Origin of the sequence: Paracoccus sp. R86501 (genome assembly GCF_042466435.1) — a bacterium.
Taxonomy (GTDB): domain Bacteria; phylum Pseudomonadota; class Alphaproteobacteria; order Rhodobacterales; family Rhodobacteraceae; genus Paracoccus.
The window spans coordinates 2821953-2846478 of sequence record NZ_JAXHPZ010000001.1; the positions used below are offsets into that span (position 1 = coordinate 2821953).

Consider the following 24526-nt stretch of genomic DNA (forward strand, 5'->3'; position numbering starts at 1 on the left):
ATGGGCTGGGCGCTTGCGTCGGGATGCATGCGGCCTATTTTGACCAGCATGGAACATGAACCAAGCTATGATCTGGCGACCGGACGCGGGCTGATGGCCTGCCCCAAATGCGACGCCCTGCACATCGAGGAAGATCTGGAGCTGGGCGAGACCGCCCGCTGCACCCGATGCGGCACGGTCATGGCCAAACCACGCGACGGGGCCTTCGTGCAGCTGATCGCGCTGTCCTTCACCTCGATGGTGCTGCTGGTGGGTGCGGTGTTCTTCCCCTTCCTCGAAGTGTCGGCGATGGGCTTCGGCAACGCCAGTTCGCTGTTCGACGTTGCCCTGGCCTTTGCCGACGGGGTCCTGCTGCCGCTGGTCATTGCGGTGCTGGCGATGATCATCGGCCTGCCGATCACGCGCGCCTTCCTGCTGGTCTATGTGCTGGCGCCGCTGGTTCAGGGCCGCGCGCCCCACCGCCATGCCGCGCGGGCCTTCCGCTGGTCCGAGATGATGCGCCCCTGGTCCATGGCCGAGATATTCGTCATCGGCACCGCGGTCGCGCTGGTCAAGGTGGCGGGTCTGGCCTCGGTCCACCTGGGTCCGGCCTTCTGGGCGTTCTGCGCGCTGATCTTCGTCAACATCGCGTCCAAGGCCTTCATGTGCCAGACCTCGATCTGGGACGCGATCGAGGACGCCGGACAAACCGTCGAATTCCACGGCAAACCGCGCAAGGCCAAGGCATGAGCGCGCCTTCGGACAGCAACGGCCCGGTGATGACCGCCCACCGCGCGGGCCTGATCGGCTGCCACAGCTGTGGCCGCGTCTGGTCGCAGGACCACGATCAATGCCTGCGCTGCGGCGCCCATCTGGTGCCACCGGACCGCCGCAGTCTGCAAAAGGTCTGGGCGTGGTGGTTCGCGGGCCTGATCATGTATATTCCCGCCAACCTGTTCCCGATGATGAGCACGCAGACCTTCGCGGGTCTGGCGGGCAATTCGGAATCCACCATCATTGAAGGCGTGGTCGAATTGATGCACCACGGCAGCTATGACATCGCCACTATCGTCTTCGTGGCCTCGATCATCGTGCCGATGGGCAAATTCGTGGCCATCGGCTGGCTGGCCATTGTCGCGGGCCGCCCCGCCACGGTTGATCAGGCCCATACCCGTCTGAAGATCTATGAGGTCGTCGAATTCATCGGCCGCTGGTCGATGATCGACGTCTTCGTGGTGGCCATCCTGTCGGCACTTGTGCAATTGGGCTTCATGGCGTCGGTCCACCCCGGTCCGGCAGCCGCCTCATTTGCCCTGTCGGTTGCCTTCACCATGCTTTCCGCGCAAAGCTTTGATGCGCGATTGATCTGGCGCGGCCTGCCCTTGCGGTCGAAAAGCGAATGATCCGCCCTTAAACAGACCAAGACGGCCAAGGACAGAAACCAAGATGACTGACACGCCCCAGCCCCTCAAGCCGGCAAGTCCGGTACGCAAGACTGCTGCCCGCGCGGCGCAGGCCGGCGTCAACGTCATCTGGATCGTGCCCATCGTCGCGCTGATCGTGACGCTTGGCATCGCATGGAATTCCTTTCGCGACCGCGGCAGCCTGATCGAGGTCGAATTTGCCGATGCCACCGGCATCACCCCCGGCGACACGACCCTGCGCTTCCGCGAGATCATCGTGGGGCAGGTCGAAAGCGTGTCCTTCAGCGGCGATCTGTCCAAGGTCATCGTCTCGATCCGGGTGGACAGCGATGTCGCGCAATATATCGACACCGATGCCAGCTTCTGGATCGTGCGCCCGCAGGTCAGCGCACAGGGCGTGACGCGCCTTGATACGGTGCTGTCGGGCGCCTTCATCGAAGGCTATTGGGACTCGCAGGTCACCGAGGTGACGACCGACTTCAAGGGATTGGAACGCCCGCCCCTGGTGCGCGGCGATCAGCCCGGCACCTGGGTCAAACTGTCGATGAAAAGCGCCGATGGCATGAGCGAGGGCGCCCCGGTCCTGTTCCGCGGGGTCGAGGTCGGACGCGTCGAAAACATCCGCCTGTCCGATCAGGACGACCGCGTTCTGGCCGACGCCTTCATCGAAGCGCCACAGGACGCCCGCCTGACCACGGCCAGCGTGTTCTGGGACACCTCGGGGTTCTCGCTGTCGCTTGGGGCGCAGGGGATCAGCTTCAACGTCAATTCGCTGTCCTCGGTGTTGCAGGGGGGCGTGGCCTTCGACACGATCACCAGCGGCGGCAACCCGATCGATGCAGGGCATGAATTCCCCGTGCAGGATGACGAAGCCATGGCGCGCAGCACGCTGTTTGCCAGTGACGACACCGATCGCCTGCGCATCGGCATGTTGATTGACGATTCCCTGCAGGGTCTGGAAAAGGGCGCCGACGTCCAGTTCCAGGGACTGCGGGTCGGTCAGGTCACCGATCTGGCGGTGAACGTCACCACCGGCGAGGCTGACGACGCCGAGGTCAAGCAGCTGGTCACCATGGCCATCTCTCCGCGCCGCATGGGCCTGCCCGAAGGTGCCACCGCCGAAGACGCGATGGCCCTGCTGGAGGATGAGGTCAGTGGATCGGGCCTGCGCGCCCGCGTTGCCAGTGCCGGTTTCCTAGGCACCAGCCTGATGGTCGAACTGGTCCGGATCCCCGGTGCTGAACCCGCCACCGTCGATGCCGACGCCGAACCGGTGCCGCTGATCCCCTCGGTCGAGGGTGATCTGGATGATTTCACCGCCAGCGCCCAAGGGTTGGTCAACCGCATCGGCAACCTGCCGATCGAGGAATTGCTGAACTCGGCCCGCGACGCGCTGGACAGCGTGACGGCGATCGCCAGTTCCCAAGACACCCGTGCGATCCCCGCGGCCCTGCGCAAGGCGATCGAGGATGGCAATGTCGCGCTGTCGGACATCAGCAGCATCACCACCGATCTGCGCGATGCCAACAGCGGCGAAACCATCGCGAAAATGCTGGATGATGCCTCTGCTGCCTTCAAGTCGATCAACGACGCTGCCGTGGACGTGCCGGAAATGGTCGATCAGATCAGCATCGCCGCCGCCTCGGTCGAGGAGTTCGGTTTTGCCGAGGTCAGCCTGCAGGTCGAAGGTATCCTTGCCGATTTGCGCGCCATGCTGGGCAGCGAAGACGCCGAACGCCTGCCGCGCAACCTGTCCAACACGCTGGAGGCCGCCAGCGGCCTGTTGAACGACCTGCGCGACGGCAATGCCGCGGGCAGCCTGAACAACGCGCTGAATTCGGCCAGCACAGCCGCCGATGAAATCGCACGTTCGGTCCAGCAGCTGCCGCAGCTGGTCAAGAGCCTGCAGACCACCGCCGCGCGCGCCAATTCGCTCTTTGCCAGCTATGGCAACCGGTCGGCCTTCAACAACGAACTGATCGGCGCCCTCCGCGAAGTGCGTCGCGCCACGGAATCCTTCGGGTCGCTGGCCCGGCTGATCGAACGCAACCCCCGCGCCTTCATCCTGGGACGATAGACATGACGACACCCTTCCTTCGCCTGCCGCTGATCGCCCTGTCGGGACTTGTCCTGCTGGGGGCCTGTTCGGACCCTGAAAAGACCGGGCGCTTCCTTTTGGACCCACCGACCCAGAACGTGCGCGTGGCCAACCGCCTTGGCACCGCCGAGCTGAAGGACGTGTCGCTGCCCGAATACGCCGCCAATCAGGAGGTCGCCTTCCAGACCCAGGACGGTGCCGTGCGGTCGAACCCCGACAGCCTCTGGGCGGATACGCCGGCCCGCGCCTTCACGACGACGCTGGCCCGCGCCATCAGCGACGTGTCCGGCGCCACCGTCATCGGCGAGCCCTGGCCCCTGGCCGAACCCCCGGCCCGCGTGCTCGAGGTGCGGGTCGAGCGTGCCTTGGCCCAGACCGACAACATCTATCGCCTGTCGGGACGGTATTTCGTGGCCGACGACGGGTTGAAGGGCAACGGCGCCAATCAGGCGCGCAGCTTTGACATCCGCGTTCCAATGACCGAGCCGACGCCCGCAGGCACGGCCGTTGCCGCCAGCCAGGCCATCGCCCAGCTGGCGCAGCAGATCGCGACGCTGTCGGGTCCGGGCACCACCATCGCCACCCGCCAGCCCGCGCCGGTCAACGCCTTCGACCTGCCGCCGCTGTTCTGAGACATGAACAAAGGGCCGGCAGTTGTCCTGCCGACCCCCTTCCCCACGGGCGTGAAAAACTGAGGGTACTGGTTACACGACCTTGCCCGCGGGGAATCCTGCCCGGCGCAAAGCGTCGCCGGAAATCCTGATGTCGTCATCCTCGTCACGACCCAGAACGCGGGTGATGACGGGCAGGACGAAGTGGTCGAAGCACGACCTGTCGGGGTTGAAGGCCCCCGGCGTGCCGATGCCGCCGCAATCCTCGCAGTCGGGGATGGTGCCCCAGCAGTTCGGACAGGCACCAAGGGCGCAGGCCAGCATCTCGGCGTGATCGATCAGCAGCGCGTTTTCCCGCTGCAACCGGCGCAATTGACCGGCATCGCCGTCCCGATCGCGCGGCGCGGGTTTGTCGCGCAGCTGCGCCAGCGTCTGGAACAGGTCGTCCTGCGCGACCGTATCGGGTTTGGCACCCAGCATCTGCAAGGCCGCGAACATGGCCCGATATTCGGAAATCCTCTGATCCTTCATGGTGCTTGCTCCTGTCTGGCGTGTCATCGCTGTCAGGGGTGTTCTGGACCCATGCCGTGAAACGGGCGTGAAAGGAATCACGCCGGAACCTGCGAAACGCACAGCTTTGGGTTGAAAATTGCGGATTTTAGCCGGTTCAGCCCGGAATTTGGTCCGCAAATGACGGCAGGATGGGCGTCGGACCGTCCGTTTGTCCGCCCGCAAGGGCCTGCACGGCGGCGCGATCGGCGGGTCTGGCACCCTGCGCCAGCTGTTCGGCCAGCCACCGCGTCACCTGCGGTGCGGCCAGCGAGCTGCCCGACATCACCGAAAAGCTGCCGCTGCCGCGCCCGCAGATCGACATGCCCGCGTGACAGACCCCACGATCCACCGCGACCAGCAGATCGCCCGCATGGTCCGCGCCGATCAGTGAATTGTAGTTGGCCACGCTGCCTTCACGCCGGGTGACGACGCCTGCGCGCAAGGTCCTGCGGCCTGTGGCATAGGCATTGACGGTATCGCCGCGCTGCACGCGGTTGCTGGCCTGACCTTCGGGATCAAGCAGGATGGCACGGTCGGTATCGTCGCGGTCGCGATAGGCGGGGTCGTGAAGGCGGCTCTGACGGGCTTCGCGGGGAAAGCCGCGCAGCACTTCGTCGCGCTGCAAGGATATGGCGTGATCGCCCGGCGCGGCATCGGCGGGCAGTGACAGATGCCACATCCCCGGCGCGATCCAGCCCTGCCCCAGCCTGTCGGGGCATGTGGGTTCCAGAACCAGCGTCACCGTCTGTCGATAGCCCCCCTGCGGCAGGGCCACGGTGCCGTGATAGGCGCGGGCGATGTCATGGCCGTCGTCATCGCACAGATGGGTAACCTGTTCGCCATCGGTAAAGGCGGTCCAGGCCCTGTCCAGCCCCGGCCCCGACAGTCCGATCTGCATCGGGCGTTCGGGGCGTTCAGGGTGAACGGGCCCCCAGACCTCCAACGGGGTGACGGTGCGGTCGTCGGGGGGCAACTGCCAACCAAGCGTGCCGCCCGCCTGCAGGACCCCGCGCAGGCGTGCCATACGGTGATTGCCACTGGGCAGGACGACATTCACCGGCCCAAGGTCGTCCGACGGGTATTCGGCCACCTGATCCAGCAGCCGCTCGATCACGCTGCAGCCGTCGCGCGGGCCTGCGGTCAGGCCAAGGCTGATGTTCAGCACCACCGGCAGGCGCACGCTGTTCGGGGGCAGGTCGCGGCGCGCCTCGATCAGGCGGCACAGGCGACGCGCGCGCGATATGATGAACAGGACCGAGGCCGCCAGCACCCGCGGCGCCAACCCGCCCGAACTGTCGGCGATGACGCGCGGCGCAAGGTTCACCCCGATCAGCGGGCGATTGCGGGCATCAGGGTCGCCCATCGCATGCCCCGCCGCCAACAGCGAGACCGCCGCCCCGTGACCCGCGGCAAAGGCGGCCGCATGGGTGGTTTCGCGGGCCATGTCGACAACGCCCGACAGGCGATAGATGCTGTCCTCGGTCGGGACGGCCCCCGATTGCAGCTGCGTCAGCCATCTGCCGATCTGCGCGCCACGCAGTTCGCGCCCCACAGGCAGGTCGTGGCCGGGGCCTTGCGGATCGAAGGCGGCATCCTGCACCCACAGCGCGGCCACGCGGCTGAGGGTCGGTGACAGACGCAGGCGTTCATGCACGAAAGGGATGGCATCGTCTATCACGCCGATGATGCATCCATGCTGCGGATCGGGCAGTGCGGCATCGTCCAGATAGGCCTGTTCCGGGTCAGTCAGATCCGACCCGTCCAAGGCATGCGGATCGGGGTTCACGGCATCGGGTGGCAGCACCAACCCCGGCGGACCCAGTGCGGCGACCAGCAGCGGGTCCTGCCCCGGCGCGATCATGACCTGAAGGCGCGGTCGATCAGATCGCGCAGCAGAATCTCGGGGGATTGGTCGAGGTCCGGGCCGGGGTTGTCCGCGTGTCGGGCGAACCAATCCTCGGTGCAGCCGGTAAAGGTGGTCCGGCGCGGTATGGGAACGCTCCAGTTCGGGGGGGATTTCAGCTCCATCTGCTGTCCCATTCGCGTTGGGCCGCCGCGACCAGAACGGACCACAGCGGCGCAGGCGTCACGAAATCGGCCTTGGTGTCAAAGCGGGTCGAGCCGTCGCGCCCCGTCACCATCCGGTCCAGCACGCCATAGTGGAAATCGCGCGGCTGATCCTGATCATCGACGAACCTGCGCCCGTCGAAGCTGGCCGACGCCACCGCCCCCACCGGCGTCGCCCGCGCCAGCAGCAGCCGCGCCAGCTGGATGCCCAGCACGGCCCCCGCAGCACTGTCGGCGGGGAAATGCACCCCCGCCACGGTCCTGTTCACCGCGATCCGGCAGGCCAGACGGAACAGCTGGTCGCCAGCCGCCACCGGTGCGCCCGGCGTCTGCAGCCCCGTCAGCAGGGTCGCCACGCAAAAGGCCTGCGTGGCATGGCCGCTTGGCAGGGTCGGGTGGCTGGGACAGGCGATGATCGGCTGCATCCGGTCGCTGAACTGGGTCGGACGTGGACAGGCCAGCGCTAGCTTGACGCGCATCACCACCTGCGTGGTCAGATCCAGCGCGATCTGCAACATCTCGGTGATCCGGTCGCAACGGTCGGGTTGCAGCATGACGACGGACCCGAAGAAGGGCAGCAGGCTGCGGGTCTGGACGTCGATCTCGGCGGCGCGGTCGGCACGCAATTCGGCGTAATTCCCGACAAGGGGGACGGCGGCGCGGAACTGCGACAAGCTGGGCCGGTCGATCTGCACCAGCATTCCGCCCGAATGGGCCACGCTGGCGGTTGTGGGGGTGCCACTGATCGGATCGTCGGGGGTGGAATGGCTGACCGACAGGCCCTCGGACAGTTCGGACAGCAGCACGGCGCTGCGGTGATCGGCCTGCAGGCGGAAAAGGCGTTCGCCGGGCGTCAGCGTGACGGGCGCCGCCATGTCGCCGGTGACCTGTTCGGTGCCCGCAATGGCATCACGGCTGCGCATCAGTGCCAGCGCCAGTTCCAGCGAGGCCCCGTCGGCAGCATCCGACATCTTGGCATGTTTTGCGTGTTTGGCGTGGAACAGGGACATGGCTACTCGCGACAAAGGGACGACATCACATCATTAACCTATCACACAAACACGTGAACGGCTAAGCCTGTTGGCAGATGCCTTGCCGGGACGCCTGCCAAGATGCCGATACTGACCCTTCGCCTGATGGGCCCGGTCGAGGTGACCGGCCCTGCCGACCTGCGCCTGACCCCGCGCGGGATGCGGGCGCGTGGCGCATTGGCCGCCATCGGCACGGCGCGGTCCATGCGCATCACGCGGGCGCGGTTGCAGGACCTGTTGTTCAGCGAACGCGACCCCGAACAGGGCAACGCCAGCCTACGTCAGGTCCTGCGCGAGATTCGCATCGGTCTTGGCACGCATCGCGACGCTTTGCTGACCGGTCCGGGCTGGGTGGGGCTGGACCCGGCGATGATCCGGCTGGACATGACGGCCCGCCCCGCCGCCGACGGCCAGATCCCCGAGTTCGGCGCAGATCTGGACATCCCCGACCCCGAATTCGAGGATTGGTTGCGCGATGCCCGTCAGGCCGCGCAGGTCCGCACGCCCGCGGTGGCGGAATCGGCGCTGCCGGATCTGGTGCTGGGGACGCCCGTGTCGACCAGTCAGGATGCCATGGTGCTGGCCACGATGATCCTGTCCGAGGCGGCGGGACGCACCGCCGACCTGCTGCCCGTGGCGATCCATGATGCCGACGCCGCGCCTGCGGGGCCGCATATCCAGATCACCTCGTTGGCCAGCCTGCAGGGGCAGATTTTCAACATGTCGGCGATGCTGACCCACCGTCCCACTGGCCGCGTGCTGTGGTCGCAGCGGATGACCTGCCCGCTGGGCGATTTGGGCGCGCAGATGGGGGATTTCACCGCGCGCTGCTGTCTGGCGATGGTGCAGGTGGTGGATCAGGGGCGGGCGCTGGGGGCGGCTGCGGGAATCTCGTTCGGAGATGTCTTCAGCTTTTCCGCCGACCGGCTGGCTCGCGCCGACAGGGTGCTGGAGCAGTTGGGCGACAGCATCACCCCCGCCGTCACCCTGTCGCTGCGGGCCTGGATCCGCACCACCTATGCCTTCGAACGTCTGACCGACGACCCCGGTCGCGCCATCTCCGAGGCTGCCGAACTGGCCGCCCGCGCGCGCGAGGCCGCACCTTTCCACGCCACTGCACTTGCGGTGAATTCGGTCATCGAGGCCTATCTGGACCGCGACCAGATCGCCTATGACTTGTCGCGGCAGGCGGTGATGGCCGATGGCCAGAACCCGCTGGCGCGGCTGTCGCTGTCCCGCGCGCTGGCGGGGATCGGCCATTTGGAGCAATCCGCGACCGAGGCACAGGCCGGTCTGGGACAGGCGCTGTCCAGCCTGAACCCCGCCAACTGGCATCTGGGGATCGGCGTCGCCAAGATGCGGGCGGGCGATCTGCCCGCCGCCATCCATCATCTGGAAGCCGTGCATCGTTTCGCCCCCGACAACCGCCCCGCCCTGCGCTTTCTGGCGGCGCTGCGCTATGCGGCCAAGGATCAGGAGGGCGCCCGTGAGGCCCTGCAGGCCTTGCAGCGGCTGGAACCGGACTTCAGTCTGGATCTGATGGGCAGCGATGGCTATCCGGTCAACACCCTGCGGCGTCTGGGCCTGCTGCAGGTCGCCAAGTCGCGGCTGCTCTAGGCCAGCGCCGCCAGCAGCTGACCGTGCAGATTGGGGCCTGCCACGATCAGCCCGTCAACCTGCGCGCGCGGGCTGTTGAATTGCATCGGCTTGCCGCGTCGGTCGGTGACGCGGGCGCCTGCGCGTTCGGCAATCAGGCTGCCGGCCGCGATGTCCCATTCCCATGCCGCCCGCAGTGACAGGGCGGCATCGAAGCGCCCCTCGGCGGCCAGCGACAGCCGCCATGCCAAGGACGACCGGAATTCGCGTTTGAACGGCGGCATGACACCGCTGCGCCAGTATTGTGCCTCGGATATGGCGCGATAGGTCAGCACACCCGCGCCGTCGATGTCGGGATCGGTCGGGGCGATGGGTTGGCCGTTCAGCAGCGCCGGACCGTCGGCTGTGGCGGTATAGGTCAAGTCCAGCACCGGCAGATGCACCACGGCGGCGATGATCCGGCTGCCGTCCGCGATGGCCAGCGAATGGGAAAACCCGTCCTGACCGTCGATAAAGGCGCGCGTGCCGTCGATGGGATCGACGATGAAGCAACGCTGCGCGTCCAGACGGGCGGGGTCGGCCTCGCTCTCCTCGGATAGCCAGCCGTAATCGGGGCGTTCCCCCGTCAGCAGCGACAGCATGGCTTCGTTGACGGCCAGATCGGCCTCGGTCACGGGCCCCGCGCCGCCGCCCTTGTCCCATGCCACCGGATCGCGCCGCCAGAAACCCATGGCGATCCGGCCCGCCTGACGGGCGGCGCGGGTCAGCAGGTCAAGATCGTCGTCATGCGCCCGCAACGGTCATCCCCTGCACCAGCAGGCTGGGCACCTGCACGCCGCGCCACGGCAGCGCGTCGTCTGCCGCCACCAGCGTCATCAGCATGTCGCGCAGGTTGCCCGCGATGGTGCATTCGTTGACGGCATGGACGATCTGGCCGTTTTCGACCCAGAAGCCCGCGGCACCGCGCGAATAATCCCCCGTCGTTCCGTTGATCGAGGCCCCCAGCATCGAGGTGACGACCAGACCGCGCCCCATCTGCGCGATCAGCTGTTCCTGAGTGACATCGCCCGGCGTCAGGATGACATTGCCATTGGCGGGGGACGGCGCCGATGCCAGCCCGCGGGCCGCCGAGGCCGTGCTTTCCATCCCCAGCTTGCGTGCCGTCGCCAGATCCAGCGTCCAGCCCTGCAGGATGCCGCCCGCCACGATGTCGCGGGGGCGCGTGGCCAGACCCTCGGCATCGAAGGGGCGCGACGATGGATAGCCGGGGCGGTGCGGATCCTCGGACAGGGTCATATGGGCGGGCAGCACCTGTTCGCCCATGTCGCGGCGCAGCCAGCTGGCGCCCCGTGCCACCGCCGATCCGTTCACCGCCGACAGCAGATGCGCGATCAGCGATGACGACACGCGCCGGTCGAACAGGATCGGGAAGGCCCCGGTGGGGGGCTTGCGGGCCCCGGCGCGGGCCAGCGTGCGTTCGGCGGCCAGCAGGCCGATCTCCTCGGGGGTGGGCAGGTCGGCGGCGAAGACGCGGGATTCGCCGGCATAGTCACGCTCCATCCCCGTGCCCTCGCCGGTGATGGCGACGGTCGAGATCACATGGCCGGTCCGCGCATAGCCCCCCGAAAACCCGTTCGAGGCCGCCATCCACATCCGACGGTGGCTATAGCTGGCATTGGCGCTTTCGATCTGGCTGATGCCCTCGACCGACAGGGCCGCGGCCTCGGCGCGCAGGGCCATGTCCTGCAGGTGGGCGGGATCAGGTTCGGGCAGGTCGTCGCAGATGCGCAGGCTGTCGGCATTGCGGACCGTCGCCAGCTGGTCGGGATCGGCCAGCCCCAGATTGTCGTCCACCGGCGCTTCGCGCGCCATGGCGACGGCGCGGGCCGCCATCTGAGCGATGGCATCGTCCGAATGATCCGAGGATGAGACCGCCGCCTGACGCCCGCCGATCAGCACCCGCAACCCGATGTCGATGCTTTCGGCGCGTTCGGCCTGTTCCAGCGTCCCGCCCCGCACATCGATCCCGACCGACCTGCCGTCGATCGCCAAGGCATCCGCCTGGTCCGCCCCCGCACGGCGGGCGGCGCCGATCAGCGCCTCGGCCAGATGTTTCAGACGGTCGGGATCGGCGGAAGAGGCGGTCATGCAATGCTCGTGTTCATGAATGGGGATGACGGGCCGGGATCGCGGGGATCGAGGCTCGTCACTTGGATATGGTTACTTGACCTGCTGACCGTTTGCAAAGATGGAGCCGCCCTCGCGGAATTCCAGTTCGGTGGTCAGGGTCTCGGGGTCATCCTGCGACGGACGGGCGAACATCGCCAGCATCATGCGCACGCCCATCATCTGCTGTTCGGGGGCGATGCCCATGGCGACGGCATTGTCCAGCAGCGCGTTGATGCCGGTAAAGCTGCCCTGAACCTTGCCGACCGGCTGGCTGGGATCGTCGCCGAAGGTCAGATCGCCCGTGACGTCCGCCGTCGCCCCGATGGCATCCAGCGAGATGTCCTTGATGGACAGTTGGCGCGGCAGGAAGGGGGCCTTGTCGGATTCGGGATCGGCGAAACCGGGGTCCATGAAGTCGGTGACCAAAACGGCCGTCCCCTCAAGATCGATGTTCAGGCTGGCGGGGTCATGGGGCAGTGTCGATTGCGGATCGATCGCCTGCCAGATCTGGTCGTTCAGGGCCATGTCCTTCAGACCGTAAGCCAGCGCGAAGGGCTGTTCCTGTTCGGATGCGATCATCGGCATCGCCAGACGCATGGTGTTTTCCGCCGCCGTATATTCGATCGGGAAAGGCAGATCATCCGAGGTCATCTTGACCGCGATCTGTTCGGCCTTGCCGTCATAGCGCAGGCTTTCCTTGTCCATCGCCATCGAGATGGTGCCGTTCTGCGCGCCGAAGGTGCCCTTGGCATCATTGGTGCGATCTTCGACGAAGTCATGAGACTGGGCGTTGAAGTCGCCCTGGATCTTGCCCAAGGCAAAGGTCACATCACCCGAATACCCGGCCTTCAGCGCACCCGACGGGTCCGAGGCCATGTCGAAATCACCCGCAGGCAGGGTGCCATTGCCCTTGAACGTCAGGTCGTCGACGGTGATGTTCGAGGCGAAATTGTCCATCGGCGGGTTTTCAGGGTCGGGCTGCGGCGCACCTTCGGGCAGCAGGGCCGGATCGAACTGCGCCGGACCCGAGGCCTTGACCGCCATCACGGTGGTGGCGATCGACCCCTCGAAGCTTTGGCTGCGGGTGCCGTCGTCATCCTTGGCGGTCGACTGGCTGGCGGTCATGTCGGTCAGGGTGATGGTGACCGGGGTTTCGTTCACCTTGTCCAGGCTGCGGCCGTTCACGATCATCTTCGGGACGGTGAAGGCATGTTCCATCGCGTCGGGCGTGCCGGTGGTCAGGGTCTCGTTGCCGGGGGCGTCGATGGACATGGTAAAGCCGACCGGCGCGTCATCTTCGGTCTCGCCTGTCATCTGCAGGGCCATCTGGCCGCCGATGACCGAGCGCACGTCGCCGCCGCCGGTCTGCTGCATGGTGATCTTGGGAATGGTCAGCGACATGTCGTTCTGCGCATCCTTGGGCGTCAGCACCAGATCGGTCACCGTCAGCGTCTGGCCTGCATCATCGGTCGCACCGATCTGCATGTCATAGCCCATCTGGCCATAGGTCTGCTGCAGGCTGTCCCAGACCTGGGACGGGGTCACATCCGCCAGAACGGGCCCGGCCCCGACGACCAGGGCGATGACTGAGGTGGCAATCGGGCGATACATGGCAAAAACCTTTCGGACGCTTGATGTCTGCAGAATTCTTGCCACAGTGACCTTCGAAGTTGAAGGGAACTGTTCGTGATCCGCAGCCAGATGACGCAGGGCCTGTGCCTGCTGACGATCGACCGGCCCGACAAGGCGAACGCGCTGACGGGCGCAATGCTGGCCGATCTGACCCTTGCCTGTCGGGACGCCGCCGATGCCGGTGCGCGGGCGGTGATCCTGACGGGCCGGGGGCGGGTCTTTTCGGCGGGTGCCGATATAGATCAGGCGCGGCAGGGGCTTGCGACATCGCCCGAATGGGAACGGCTGTCGGCGCAGGTGGCTGCGATGCCCTGTCTGACCATCGCAGCACTGAACGGCACCTTGGCGGGGGGCGCCTTCGGGATGGCGCTGGCCCGCGACATCCGTCTGGCGGTACCCGAGGCGCGGATCTTCTATCCGGTGATGCGGCTTGGCTTTCTGCCCCAACCCTCGGACCCGGGGCGGTTGGTGGCGCTGGTGGGACCTGCGCGGGCCAAGGTCATCCTGATGGCAGGCGCCAAGTTGGCCGCCCCCGAGGCGCTGTCATGGGGGCTGATCGACCGCATCTGCGACCCGCAGGACCTGATGTCCACCGCACGCGATCTGGCCGCCGATTGCCTGACCGCCGCGCCTGCGCATGTCGCGGCGATCAAGGCGATGTGCCGTCAGGCGTAAACCGCTTCCTTGCCGAAATGCCGGCACAGCATGTAATAGACCACGGCGCGGTATTTGCTGCGGTTACTGCTGCCGTATTGCTCCATGACGGTATCGATGGCGCTGTCCAGCTGGTCGCCGTCGGACAGGCCCAGCTTCTTCTTCAGATAGCTGTCGCGCACGCGGGCGACCTCGGATTTGTCACTGCCGGCGATGGTTTCGGAATCCGCGCTATAGATGGACGGGCCGCAGCCGATGGTGACCTTTCGCAGCAGGTCCATGTCGGGCGTCTGGCCCAGCTTGGTTTCGATGTCTTGTGCGTATTTGGCGATCAGCTCGTCACGTTTGCCCATGGGCACCTCCCGGTCATAAGGAACACGTCGTCTTAGACACGAAGGGTCAGCTTGGCCGTGGCAACATCATTTATCAAGCGTTTCGGTCCGGGCGTGGAACGATGTTCCGGTGGTGCGGTTCTGTCACGATGCCCTGTTTCGGTCGCGGCGCGACCATGTCAAAAGATGTCCTTATTTGGCTGCCGCCGCTTGTGCAGTCGCGGGCAAGCCCGCATCTAAGGGCCAAGAACACAAGGAGATTTCCGATGCGCAACCTCGCTGTCGCCGCCGTTTTGGCCCTGACCACCGCCGCAGGAACCGCCCTGCCCGCCGCCGCCGATACGATCCGCGTCGGCATGTCGGGGGGCTACTTCCCGTTCACCTTCACCCGCGCGGATGAACTGCAGGGCTTCGAAGTCGACTTCCTGCGCGCCATCGCTGAGGAAACCGGCGATGAGGTGGAATTTGTGACCATGTCGTTTTCGGGCCTGATCGGCGCGCTGGGTTCGGGTCGCATCGACACCGCCGCCAACCAGATCACCATCACCCCCGAACGTGAGGCGACTTTCGCCTTCACCCAGCCCTATGTCTATGATGGCGCACAAGTCGTTGTTAAGGCGGGCAACGAAGACACAATCACTGGACCGGAAAGCCTGAAGGGCAAATCGGTGGCCGTGAATTTGGGATCGAACTTCGAGACCCTGCTGAACGAACTGCCCTATGCCGATGAAATCGACATCCGCACCTATGAAAGCAACATCACCCAGGACACCGCGCTGGGCCGGATTGATGCTTTCGTGATGGACCGCGTGTCATCGTCGCAGGTGATCGCGGAAAGCCCGCTGCCGCTGGCACTGGCCGGTCAGCCTTTCTCGGAAATCCGCAACGCGCTGCCCTTCCGCAACGACGACGAAGGCAAGGCTCTGCGCGACCGCGTCGATACCGCCATCACCACGCTGAAGGATAACGGCAAGCTGGCCGAGATTTCGGAAAAATGGCTGGATGCCGATGTGACCCAGCCCGCCCAGCCTGCCGCCGCGGCTGAATAACATGCGGGGATTGGACACCGCCTATATGCTGGACCTGATCCCGGTGATCGCCAGCTATGTGCCGCTGACCCTGTTCATGGCCGTCATGTCGATGATCGCCGGCCTTGCGCTGGCCATCGTGATGGCGGTCATCAGGGTGATCCGCGTGCCATGGCTGCATGGCATCGTGGCGGTGTTCATCAGCTTCTTCCGTGGGACGCCGCTGCTGGTGCAGCTGTTCCTGTTCTATTTTGGCCTGCCGCAATTGGTCCCTGCCCTGAACAACCTTGACGGGGTCACGGCGGCGATCATCGGTCTGACGCTGCATTTCTCGGCTTATATGGCCGAAAGCATTCGTGGTGCGATCCTTGGCGTCGATCGCAGCCAGTGGGAGGCCGCGCAATCCATCGGCATGACCCAGAAACAGGTGCTGACCCGGATCATCCTGCCACAGGCGGCGCGGACCGCCGCGCCGACGCTGATGAATTACTTCATCGACATGATCAAAAGCACCTCGCTGGCATTCACGCTTGGCGTGACCGAAATGATGGGGGCCGCGCAGAAAGAAGCCTCCAGTACCTTTCTTTATCCCGAGGCGTTTTTGGTGGTGGCGGTCTTCTACTGGGTCATCGTCGAAACCCTGTCGGCCGGTCAGCGCCGGTTGGAAACAAGGCTTGGAAAGGCGGTGTCACGATGAGCTGTCAGATCGACATCAACCGGCTGGTCAAACGCTTTGGCGACAACACCGTGCTGAATGGCATCGACCTTTGCCTGCAACCGGGTGAGCGCGTGGCAATCATCGGGCCGTCGGGGACGGGCAAATCGACGCTACTGCGCTGCCTGAACTATTTGGATCGCCCCGAAGAAGGCCGCATCACCATCGGCGACCTGACCGTCGATGCCGCCAACGCGCAGAAATCCGACATTCTGGCGCTGCGTCGCCGGACGGGTTTCGTGTTCCAAAACTATGCGCTGTTCGCTAACAAGACTGCCCGCGACAACATCATGGAGGGCCTGACCACCGTGCGTGGTTGGCCCAAGCCCAAAGCGCAGTCCCGCGCAGATGAGATCCTGTCCCAGATCGGGCTGGCCGATCGCGGCGACAGCTATCCTGCCGCCATGTCGGGGGGACAGCAACAGCGCGTCGGCATCGGTCGCGCCATGGCGCTGGACGCGGATCTGCTGCTGTTCGACGAACCGACCAGTGCCTTGGACCCCGAATGGGTGGGCGAGGTTCTGGACCTGATCCGCCGCATTGCCGACGGACGCCAGACCATGCTGATCGTAACACATGAAATGCAGTTCGCCCGCGAAATCGCGGACAGGATCGTCTTCATGGAAGGGGGACGTATCGTCGAGCAGGGCCCGCCCGATCAGATCTTTGGCAATGCCCAAGATGACCGGACGCGGGCGTTCCTGCGTCGTGTCGGCTGATCAGAGACCGGCGACTTCGTAATAGGCTTGGGTATCGGCCTGATCGTCAAAGCCGATGCCCGATGCGATAATGCAGCTGGTCTGGTCACTGCGCGTCGCCACCAGCGTCCATGTCCCCATCTGTTCCGAACCCCACAGCATGGTGCCATCGGCGTTGGCAGTATCGATGGGAAGTTCGTTGAAGTCATGTTCCAGCGTCGCGGCGATTTCGGCATCGGCGGCGCAATAGGGCTGATCCTCGGTCGCCTGCTCGGAAACGGGCATGGTCTGGACGTCGCGCAGCAGGGTGGCGGTGTCGGTCCCCTTCATCGCGCTCCAGCCCTGAATGGGGTTGCTGGCGGTTGCGGCCAAGGCAGGCATGGCCGTCAACAGCGTCACGCTGCCGACCATTGCAAGGCGGGCGATGCGGTTTGCGGTGCGGGTCATGGGTTCAGCCTCTCTTTGCGTTCCGTGCGTCGTCATGTCGGTAAAACGCGGGCTTTTCGTGCAAAGTTCCCCTGTCCAAATCGTCAGGCCCATTGGCGGGCCAGTCGCAGACGTGCCTGAAGCCCCTCGGACTGGTGCAGGAATTCCAACCGGCCACCATGCTGCGCGGCGATGGTCGAGACGATCGCCAGCCCCAATCCGACCCCCGAATGCCCGCCTGCATTCTCGCCACGCTGGAAGGCCCCGGTCAGCCGGACCATGTCCGTTTCCGTCAGCACCGAGCCGCGATCGGTGACGCTGATCCATGCCTCATCGGGGGTGGCATCGACGCTGACGACGGCCTCGCGGCCGTATTTCAGCGCATTGTCGATCAGGTTCGACAGAGCGCGGCGCAATGACGTCGGCTGGCCGCGCATCACCACGGTATGGCTTTCGACGATGGGGCGGGTGACGGCGCGGGCAAAGATGGTGCCTGCGCGGGTCGGACGCGGCGCGGGATCGACGATGCTGACGGCCAGACCCACGTCCTGATAATCGGCAACGACCGCCTCGGCCAGCGAGGTCAGGGACAGGCGGCGGAAGGGCTCGGCCCCGATCTCGGCGCGGGTATAGGTCAGTACGCCGTCGATCATCGTGGTCATTTCGTCGATGTCGCGTTCCAGCTTGTCGCGCAGGGCGGCATCCTCGATCAGGGCGGTGCGCAGGCGCAGGCGGGTGGCGGGGGTGCCCAGATCGTGGCTGACCCCCGACAGCACCATCGCCCGGTTTTCCAGCGCCGCCCGGTCCTGAGCGACGAAAAGGTTCACGGCATGGGCGGTCTGGCGCAATTCCTCGACCCCGCCGACAGGCAGGGCGGCGTTGCGGGCGCGGTGATCGCCCAGGGCCTGCGCAAAGGCCGCGAAGGCGCCCGAGACCTCGGCCACCCAGCCCAGCAGCAGGCCCAGACCCGCGATGGCGATGGCCGCCGCCATCAACCGGCGGTCAACGGGGGCTGCGGCGCACCCCCAGACATCTTCCCCGTCCACCCGCAGCCAGGGGCCGGTGTCCATTTGCACGAACAGCCGCGGATCGCTGCAGAAGCGCGCCAAGGTCCGCGTAACGGAGGCAAGCCCCGCCGCCTGCGTTCCCCCGCCGACGCTTTCCACGCTGGAGGCCGGATACTGGATGTCCGGCGACTGGATGCGCAGCGACAGCCGCGCCCCGCGTGCCAGATCGGGCCGCCCACCGCCGGTCAGGGTGATCACCGTCTGTCGCCAGCCCGCAGGCAGGGCGGGTGCGTCGCGCAGCTGCGTCAGGCTGACACCGGGCGGCAGGGCGCTGCCGTTGTCCAGACTGTCGTGCAGCGCCAGCCCTGCGACATAGGCCTGCGTCAGATGCGTCCGCCAGGCGGCATTGCTGGCCATCCACATCCAGACGGCCCCGCCCCCGAACAGCATCGCCAGCACCACCCAGAGGCTGGCCAGCCTGCGCAGGCTAAGCCGGGTCATCGGCGGTGACCTTGGTTGACAGGACATAGCCGGTGCCGCGCTCGGTCCGGATCAGGGCGGGGTCGGTCTTGTTGCGCAAGCGGCCCACCAGCACGTCGATGGCGCGGCCCTCTGCGGCCTCGTCGTCATCCAGCGCGGCGGCAATTTCTTCGCGCGTCAGGGGGATCAGCGGATTGGCCAGGAAGATCCGCAGCAGGGCGGTTTCACGCGATGACAGGGACACCTGCCAGCCGCCCGGGGCCGTCACCTCGTTGCGGGTGGCGTCATAGCGCCAGCCCTGGAAGACCAGCACGCCCTCGCGGCGGCGGTGGGTCAGGCTGGGGGCGCGTCCGGCGCGGCGCAGGACGGCGCGGATGCGGGCCAGCAGCAGGTCGGGGTTGAAGGGCTTGGCGATGTAATCGTCGGCTCCGACCTGATACCCCGCCATCCGCTGATGATCTGCCGACAGCGCGCTGACCATGATGATCGGCACATCCTGCGCCGCCCTGATTTCCGCACAAAGCGCCACGCCGTCGTCATCGCCCAGGGATACGTCCAGCAGCATCAGGTCCACCCGCCCCACCTTCAGCGCCGCCAGCGCGCCCTTGCGGTCATTGGCGGTGGTGACGTGAAAGCCCTGCCGCTGCAGATAGGCGGCCAGCATTGCGGCCATGTCGATATCGTCTTCCACCAGCAGCAGGCGATGCAGGCTCATGTTCGTGGTCCCCCTGATGCCGCCTTAACATCGCGGGGCGGGGCTTCGGTAACAGTTTGTAACGTCACGCGGGGATTTCTTCTGGACGCATGGCTGGGATGCGTTGCGGGCATGGCTGGTCATCTGCAATGATTACCCCAGCAGGCAGAGGACAGAATCCGCCTGAACAAGATCTGGGAGGATCCATGTATATCAAATCCGTTCTGGCGGCCTCGACCGCCATGATGCTGGCCGGCCCCGTGATGGCCGAACCGACCGCCGAAGTCCTGCACTGGTGGACCTCGGGCGGCGAGGCGAAATCCGTCGCCGTCCTGCAGGAACAGTTCAAGGCCGAGGGCGGCACCTGGACCGACATGCCGGTTGCCGGCGGTGGCGGCGACGCCGCGATGACCGCGCTGCGTGCACGCGTCCTGTCGGGCAACGCGCCGACCGCCGTCCAGCTGAAGGGCCCCGCCATTCAGGAATGGTACGAAGAGACCAGCCTGGCCGACATCAGCGCCGTGGCCGAAGAAAACAACTGGGCCGAGGTTCTTCCCGCCCAGATCGCCGAGCACATGAAATGCGAAGGCAAATGGTGCGCCGCACCGGTCAACGTTCACCGGGTGAACTGGCTGTGGGGCAACAAGCAGATCCTGGACGACAACGGCATCGAGATGCCGACGACCTGGGACGAATTCAACGCCGCCGCCGAAAAGCTGCAGGCTGCGGGCATCACGCCGCTGGCCCATGGTGGCCAGAACTGGCAGGACGCGACCATCTTCGAGACCGTCGTTCTGGGTCTGGGCGGCCCCGAATTCTTCCAGAAGGCGCTGGTCGATCTGGACCCCGAGGCGCTGCAATCGGACACCATGAAGCAGGTCTTCGACGAGATGCGGATCATCCGCGGCTATGTCGACGACAACTTCTCGGGTCGTGACTGGAACCTTGCCACTGCGATGGTCATGAACGGCGAGGCCGCCTTCCAGATCATGGGCGACTGGGCCAAGGGCGAATTCCTGGCTGCTGGCAAGGAACCGGGCACAGATTTCGTCTGCGCACAGACGCCGGGCGAAGGCTTCCTGTACAACGTCAACAGCTTCGCCTTCTTCGAGCTGGACGGCGAGGACAAGCAGCAGGGGCAGGCGCTTCTGGCCAAGCTGATCATGGGTCCGGAATTCCAGAAGACCTTCAACCTGAACAAGGGCTCGATCCCGGCACGCACCGACGTCGCGCTGGACGATTTCGACAGCTGTGCCGTCGAATCCAACAAGGCCATGAATGCCGGTGCCGAGGATGGCTCGCTTCTGCCGTCCTATGCCCATGGCATGGCGCTGCGTGGCGCGCCCGCCGGTGCGATCACCGACGTGGTGACGGCGCATTTCAACAGCGACATGTCCTCGGACGATGCCGTGCAGCAGCTGGTGGATGCCGTCGCCAACGCGATGTGATCACCACATGACGGCCCCGCGCCTTGGCCGGATGCCAAGGCGCGGGGTTTTTCTTTGGGAGTAGTCCGAAAAATGGAATGGCTTGAACGCAACGTACCCAAGATGGTCCTGGCGCCGTCATTCGTGGCGATCATGATCTTCGTCTATGGCTTCATCGCTTGGACGGCATGGATCAGTTTCACGAAATCGCGCCTGATGCCGAAATACGACCTTGAAGGCATCGGTCAATACGAACGCCTGTTCGCAGCCCCGCGGTGGGATGTGGCGATGAACAACCTGTTCATCTTCGGCGGGCTGTTCATCGTCATCTCGATGCTGATCGGTTTGGCGCTGGCGATCTTTCTGGACCAGAAGATCCGGGCCGAGGGTGTCTTGCGCACCATCTATCTCTATCCGATGGCGCTGTCGCTGATCGTGACCGGCACCGCGTGGAAGTGGATCCTGAACCCCGGTCTGGGCATTCAGGAAACTGTGCGCGGCTGGGGTTTCGAAAGCTTCACCTTCGATTGGATCATCCGCCCCGAAATGGCGATCTATGTCATCGTTCTGGCCGCCGTCTGGCAGGCATCGGGCTTTGTCATGGCGCTGTTCCTTGCGGGCCTTCGGTCGGTCGATGGCGAAATCATCCGCGCCGCACAGGTTGACGGCATCCCGACGCATCGCATCTATTCCGCCATCATCATCCCGACGATGGCCCCGATCTTCCTGTCGGCCTTCATCGTGCTGGCGCATCTGGCCATCAAGGCCTTCGACCTGGTGATCGCGCTGACCGGCGGCGGTCCGGGCTATGCGACCGATCTGCCCGCGACCTACATGTATGCCATGGCGTTCTCGCGCGGTGATCTGGGTCAGGCGGCGTCAAGCGCCATGATCATGATGATGGTCATCTTCGCCATCGTCGTTCCCTATCTCTACAGCGAATTGAGGCCGCGCCATGACAAGTAAGACCATGCTGCGTGCGGGGCTGTACCTGATCCTGATCCTGTTCGCCCTGTTCTATCTGATGCCGCTGTTCGTCATGCTGACGACATCGCTGAAATCGCTGGAGGAAATCCGCACCGGCAGCCTCTTGGCCCTGCCCCGCGACTTCACCTTCGCCGCCTGGTCCGAGGCTTGGTCCACCGCCTGCGCCGGCACCCAGTGCGAAGGTCTGCGCCCGTTCTTCTGGAACAGCGTGCTGATGGCCGTGCCTGCGGTGATGATCTCGACCGTGGTGGGCGCGCTGAACGGTTACGTCTTTGCGCAATGGCGCTTCAAGGGCGCGAACCTGTTCTTTGCGATGATCCTGTTCGGTTGCTTCATTCCCTTCCAGGTCGTTCTGCTGCCGATGGCGCAGATGCTGGGCCTGATGGGGCTGGCGGGGTCGATCCCGGGGCTGATCTTCGTCCATGTCATCTATGGGCTTGGCTTCACCACGCTGTTCTTCCGCAACTATTACGTCACCATTCCGCAGGAACTGGTGCGGGCGGCCAAGGTCGATGGTGCGGGCTTCTTCCGCATCTTCTGGTCGATCTTCCTGCCGATCTCGCTGCCGATCATCACCGTGTCGGTCATCTGGCAGTTCACGCAGATCTGGAACGACTTCCTGTTCGGCGTCAGCTTCAGCGGGGCGGGCAGCCAGCCTGTCACGGTCGCGCTGAACAACATCGTCAACTCCACCACCGGCGTCAAAGCCTACAACGTGGACATGGCCGCGGCGATCATCGCCGCCCTGCCCACGCTGCTGGTCTATGTCGTCGCCGGAAAATACTTCATTCGCGGCCTGACCGCCGGTTCCGTGAAAGGGTGATCCCATGCCGATCCTAGAAATCGACCACCTGCAGAAATCCTATGGCGAGACCCATATTCTGCACGACATCAACATCAGCATCGAAGAGGGTGATTTCCTGGTGCTGGTCGGGCCTTCGGGCTGCGGCAAATCCACGCTGCTGAACTGCATCGCGGGGCTGGAACCGATCAGCGGCGGCAACGTCAGCATCGCGGGTCGTAACGTGACGGGCGTTTCCCCCAAGGACCGCGACATCGCGATGGTGTTCCAGTCCTATGCGCTTTACCCGACGATGTCGGTCGCCAAGAACATCACCTTTGGCATGAAGGTGCGCGGCGTTGACAAGGCCACGCAGGAACAGAAGCTGGCGCAGGTTGCGGGCCAGTTGCAGATCGAACCGCTGCTGCACCGCAAGCCCGGTCAGCTGTCGGGCGGCCAGCGTCAGCGTGTTGCCATGGGCCGTGCCTTGGTGCGCGATCCCAAGCTGTTCCTGTTCGACGAACCGCTGTCGAACCTTGATGCGAAACTGCGCGTGTCCATGCGGACGGAAATCAAGAAGCTGCATCAGGACCTGAACGCATCCATTGTCTATGTCACCCACGACCAGATCGAGGCGATGACACTGGCCACCAAGATCGTCGTCATGAAAGGCGGCGTGATCCAGCAGATCGGCACGCCGGCAGAGATCTACAACCGCCCGGCCAACATGTTCGTGGCCGACTTCATGGGCAGCCCGGCGATGAACCTGATCCCGGCCAAGGTCCGCGCCGAGGACGGCCAGACCCGCATCCAGATCGAGCGTCCGGGTGACACGCCGCTGGTCATCACCGATCCGGTGGCGCGCAACCTGCCCGCCGACATCATTCTGGGCGTCCGCCCCGAAGATATCCACGAGGCGACAGGCAATGCCCATCTGCCCGGCACCGCCGAAGGTGCGGGCGGCGACGTGATGATCGATATCGTCGAGCCGGCCGGTGCCGATACCTTCGCGGTGACGCAGCTGGGCGGCAAGGCAGTCACTGCCCGTCTGCGGGCAGAAAGCGCGGTCAAGGCGCGTCAGCCCTTCCCCTTGGCGTTCGACCTCTCGAAAGTGTCGTATTTCTCGCCTAAGGATGGCGAAAGGCTGAACTGAGGAAGGGTGACGGCGATGGCGATGCTTCTGGGGGATGTGGGTGGAACCAATGCGCGGCTGGCGATCGCCCGCAACGGGGCCATCGATGCGGCGACTGTCACCCGCTTCAAGGGCGACGATTATGCCAGCTTCGATGATGTGGTCCGGCAATACATGGCCGAACAGCATCAGCCGCATGTGTCGTCCATGTGCATCGCCGTCGCCGGTCCGGTCAGCGGGGGTCGGGCCAGCCTGACCAACCGCGACTGGTCGTTCGACGAGACCAATCTGGCGCGCCTGACCGATGCCGATCATGTGCGCCTGATCAACGACCTGACGGCGCTTGGCTATGCCACGCCGGTCCTGTCGGGCGATGGCGTCAGCGTCCTGCGTCCCGCCCCCGAAGACCGCGCCCGCAACGGCCAGTCGCTGGTCGTGGGGCTGGGCACCGGCTTCAACGTCTGCGCCGTGCGCGTCCTGCCCGGCGGCGCGATCACCGCGCTTGAGGCGGAAGAAGGTCACACCCACCTGCCCGCCAACATCATGGCCCGCCTGATCGACCGCGTCGGCGCCAATGCCGCCGCCGGTTTCTTCTCGACCGAGGAGACATTCGCCGGGCGCGGGCTGTCGCGCCTGCATGCGGCCATGACCGGCACCGAACCCATGCGCAGCGAAAAGATCGCCGCCGCGATGGAGGCGGGCGATGCGGATGCCATCGCGACCTATGATTTCTTCACCGAACTGGTGGGCCTGCTGTGCCGCGAACTGTCGCTGCGCTTCATGCCGCTGGAAGGGCTGTTCCTTGCGGGCAGCGTCGGACGCAGCATCGCCGACCGGATGGAGCGTTTCGAACCCGCCTTCCTGTCGCAAAGCCACATGGGCCATATTCCCGGCAACACGCCGGTGCTGCTGATCCGCGACGATATGGCCGCCCTACACGGCTGCCTTGCCGCGCTTGGCTGAATATCGCCACCCTACATAAAGGTTAACGCCCCGGCTCCGTTTT

25 protein-coding genes are annotated in these 24526 nt (G+C 65.3%); 14 read left to right on the forward strand and 11 right to left on the reverse strand.

The window, feature by feature from the left end:
- Positions 1-48: 48 nt before the first annotated feature.
- Genes SJY40_RS13820 through SJY40_RS13835 form a run of 4 tightly spaced genes read left to right on the forward strand, consistent with a single transcriptional unit; the run spans position 49 to position 4133 of the window.
- The gene (locus tag SJY40_RS13820) at positions 49-729 is read left to right on the forward strand and encodes a paraquat-inducible protein A (RefSeq protein ID WP_378947602.1); all 681 of its coding nucleotides are present in this window, start codon (positions 49-51) and stop codon (positions 727-729) included.
- Positions 726-1382 (forward strand): paraquat-inducible protein A, encoded by a 657-nt coding sequence (locus tag SJY40_RS13825; RefSeq protein WP_378947605.1) that lies wholly within the window; start codon positions 726-728, stop codon positions 1380-1382. Before SJY40_RS13820 ends, SJY40_RS13825 begins: the two co-directional genes overlap by 4 nt.
- 43 nt (positions 1383-1425) lie before the next feature.
- On the forward strand, positions 1426-3480 hold the full coding sequence (locus SJY40_RS13830; RefSeq protein ID WP_378947608.1) for an intermembrane transport protein PqiB: 2055 nt from the start codon (positions 1426-1428) through the stop codon (positions 3478-3480).
- A 2-nt stretch (positions 3481-3482) separates the two neighbouring features.
- Positions 3483-4133, forward strand: coding sequence for a membrane integrity-associated transporter subunit PqiC (locus tag SJY40_RS13835; protein ID WP_378947610.1), 651 nt, complete (start codon positions 3483-3485; stop codon positions 4131-4133).
- Positions 4134-4205: 72 nt separating this feature from the next.
- On the opposite strand, the gene SJY40_RS13840 is transcribed toward SJY40_RS13835, so the two are convergent.
- The 4 genes from SJY40_RS13840 to SJY40_RS13855 all read right to left on the reverse strand — a co-directional run bounded on the left by SJY40_RS13840 (position 4206) and on the right by SJY40_RS13855 (position 7702).
- Complete coding sequence (locus SJY40_RS13840; protein ID WP_378947613.1) at positions 4206-4643, reverse strand: hypothetical protein; 438 nt, start codon at positions 4641-4643, stop codon at positions 4206-4208.
- A gap of 136 nt (positions 4644-4779) precedes the next feature.
- The gene (locus SJY40_RS13845; protein ID WP_378947615.1) at positions 4780-6525 is read right to left on the reverse strand and encodes a hypothetical protein; all 1746 of its coding nucleotides are present in this window, start codon (positions 6523-6525) and stop codon (positions 4780-4782) included.
- Positions 6522-6692: a hypothetical protein gene (locus SJY40_RS13850; RefSeq protein ID WP_378947618.1), complete on the reverse strand. Its 171-nt coding sequence runs from the start codon at positions 6690-6692 to the stop codon at positions 6522-6524. Before SJY40_RS13850 ends, SJY40_RS13845 begins: the two co-directional genes overlap by 4 nt.
- Positions 6683-7702 (reverse strand): phosphatase PAP2 family protein, encoded by a 1020-nt coding sequence (locus tag SJY40_RS13855; protein WP_378947621.1) that lies wholly within the window; start codon positions 7700-7702, stop codon positions 6683-6685. The genes SJY40_RS13850 and SJY40_RS13855 overlap by 10 nt, the downstream gene beginning before the upstream one ends.
- 141 nt (positions 7703-7843) lie before the next feature.
- On the opposite strand from SJY40_RS13855, the gene SJY40_RS13860 reads away from it, so the two are divergent.
- Entirely contained in the window at positions 7844-9379 is a 1536-nt protein-coding gene (locus SJY40_RS13860; protein ID WP_378947624.1) for an SARP family transcriptional regulator, read from the forward strand.
- On the opposite strand, the gene SJY40_RS13865 is transcribed toward SJY40_RS13860, so the two are convergent.
- The 3 genes from SJY40_RS13865 to SJY40_RS13875 all read right to left on the reverse strand — a co-directional run bounded on the left by SJY40_RS13865 (position 9376) and on the right by SJY40_RS13875 (position 13138).
- Entirely contained in the window at positions 9376-10155 is a 780-nt protein-coding gene (locus tag SJY40_RS13865) for an inositol monophosphatase family protein (protein ID WP_378947627.1), read from the reverse strand. The two genes, SJY40_RS13860 and SJY40_RS13865, sit on opposite strands and share 4 nt — an antisense overlap.
- Complete coding sequence (locus SJY40_RS13870; protein ID WP_378947630.1) at positions 10142-11506, reverse strand: TldD/PmbA family protein; 1365 nt, start codon at positions 11504-11506, stop codon at positions 10142-10144. Before SJY40_RS13870 ends, SJY40_RS13865 begins: the two co-directional genes overlap by 14 nt.
- A gap of 72 nt (positions 11507-11578) precedes the next feature.
- Positions 11579-13138: a DUF2125 domain-containing protein gene (locus SJY40_RS13875; protein ID WP_378947633.1), complete on the reverse strand. Its 1560-nt coding sequence runs from the start codon at positions 13136-13138 to the stop codon at positions 11579-11581.
- Positions 13139-13213: 75 nt separating this feature from the next.
- On the opposite strand from SJY40_RS13875, the gene SJY40_RS13880 reads away from it, so the two are divergent.
- On the forward strand, positions 13214-13834 hold the full coding sequence (locus SJY40_RS13880; protein WP_378947636.1) for an enoyl-CoA hydratase/isomerase family protein: 621 nt from the start codon (positions 13214-13216) through the stop codon (positions 13832-13834).
- Here the strand turns inward: SJY40_RS13880 and SJY40_RS13885 are convergent.
- Positions 13825-14166 carry a DUF2853 family protein gene (locus SJY40_RS13885; protein WP_378947639.1) on the reverse strand — a complete coding sequence of 114 codons (342 nt, stop codon included), beginning with the start codon at positions 14164-14166 and terminating at the stop codon, positions 13825-13827. The two genes, SJY40_RS13880 and SJY40_RS13885, sit on opposite strands and share 10 nt — an antisense overlap.
- 245 nt (positions 14167-14411) lie before the next feature.
- On the opposite strand from SJY40_RS13885, the gene SJY40_RS13890 reads away from it, so the two are divergent.
- From SJY40_RS13890 to SJY40_RS13900, 3 genes are read left to right on the forward strand one after another with little or no spacing between them, the layout of a single operon-like run.
- Positions 14412-15194, forward strand: a complete 783-nt coding sequence (locus SJY40_RS13890; protein WP_378947641.1) for an amino acid ABC transporter substrate-binding protein — start codon at positions 14412-14414, stop codon at positions 15192-15194.
- 1 nt (position 15195) lies between these two features.
- The gene (locus tag SJY40_RS13895) at positions 15196-15870 is read left to right on the forward strand and encodes an amino acid ABC transporter permease (protein WP_378947644.1); all 675 of its coding nucleotides are present in this window, start codon (positions 15196-15198) and stop codon (positions 15868-15870) included.
- A complete protein-coding gene (locus tag SJY40_RS13900; protein WP_378947647.1) occupies positions 15867-16607 on the forward strand; it encodes an amino acid ABC transporter ATP-binding protein in 741 nt (246 codons plus the stop codon). Before SJY40_RS13895 ends, SJY40_RS13900 begins: the two co-directional genes overlap by 4 nt.
- On the opposite strand, the gene SJY40_RS13905 is transcribed toward SJY40_RS13900, so the two are convergent.
- The 3 genes from SJY40_RS13905 to SJY40_RS13915 all read right to left on the reverse strand — a co-directional run bounded on the left by SJY40_RS13905 (position 16608) and on the right by SJY40_RS13915 (position 19214).
- On the reverse strand, positions 16608-17033 hold the full coding sequence (locus SJY40_RS13905; protein ID WP_378947649.1) for a hypothetical protein: 426 nt from the start codon (positions 17031-17033) through the stop codon (positions 16608-16610).
- Between the two features lie 83 nt (positions 17034-17116).
- The gene (locus SJY40_RS13910; protein WP_378947651.1) at positions 17117-18520 is read right to left on the reverse strand and encodes a sensor histidine kinase; all 1404 of its coding nucleotides are present in this window, start codon (positions 18518-18520) and stop codon (positions 17117-17119) included.
- Positions 18507-19214 (reverse strand): response regulator transcription factor, encoded by a 708-nt coding sequence (locus tag SJY40_RS13915; RefSeq protein ID WP_378947654.1) that lies wholly within the window; start codon positions 19212-19214, stop codon positions 18507-18509. Before SJY40_RS13915 ends, SJY40_RS13910 begins: the two co-directional genes overlap by 14 nt.
- 185 nt (positions 19215-19399) lie before the next feature.
- Here SJY40_RS13915 and SJY40_RS13920 point away from each other — a divergent pair, with 185 nt between their 5' ends.
- From SJY40_RS13920 to SJY40_RS13940, 5 genes are all read left to right on the forward strand, one after another.
- On the forward strand, positions 19400-20641 hold the full coding sequence (locus SJY40_RS13920) for an ABC transporter substrate-binding protein (RefSeq protein ID WP_378947657.1): 1242 nt from the start codon (positions 19400-19402) through the stop codon (positions 20639-20641).
- A gap of 72 nt (positions 20642-20713) precedes the next feature.
- On the forward strand, positions 20714-21586 hold the full coding sequence (locus SJY40_RS13925; protein ID WP_378947660.1) for a carbohydrate ABC transporter permease: 873 nt from the start codon (positions 20714-20716) through the stop codon (positions 21584-21586).
- Positions 21576-22430: a carbohydrate ABC transporter permease gene (locus SJY40_RS13930; RefSeq protein ID WP_378947662.1), complete on the forward strand. Its 855-nt coding sequence runs from the start codon at positions 21576-21578 to the stop codon at positions 22428-22430. Before SJY40_RS13925 ends, SJY40_RS13930 begins: the two co-directional genes overlap by 11 nt.
- Positions 22431-22434: 4 nt before the next feature.
- Positions 22435-23541 carry an ABC transporter ATP-binding protein gene (locus tag SJY40_RS13935; protein WP_378947665.1) on the forward strand — a complete coding sequence of 369 codons (1107 nt, stop codon included), beginning with the start codon at positions 22435-22437 and terminating at the stop codon, positions 23539-23541.
- A 15-nt stretch (positions 23542-23556) separates the two neighbouring features.
- Positions 23557-24483 carry a glucokinase gene (locus SJY40_RS13940; RefSeq protein ID WP_378947667.1) on the forward strand — a complete coding sequence of 309 codons (927 nt, stop codon included), beginning with the start codon at positions 23557-23559 and terminating at the stop codon, positions 24481-24483.
- Positions 24484-24526 lie beyond the last annotated feature (43 nt).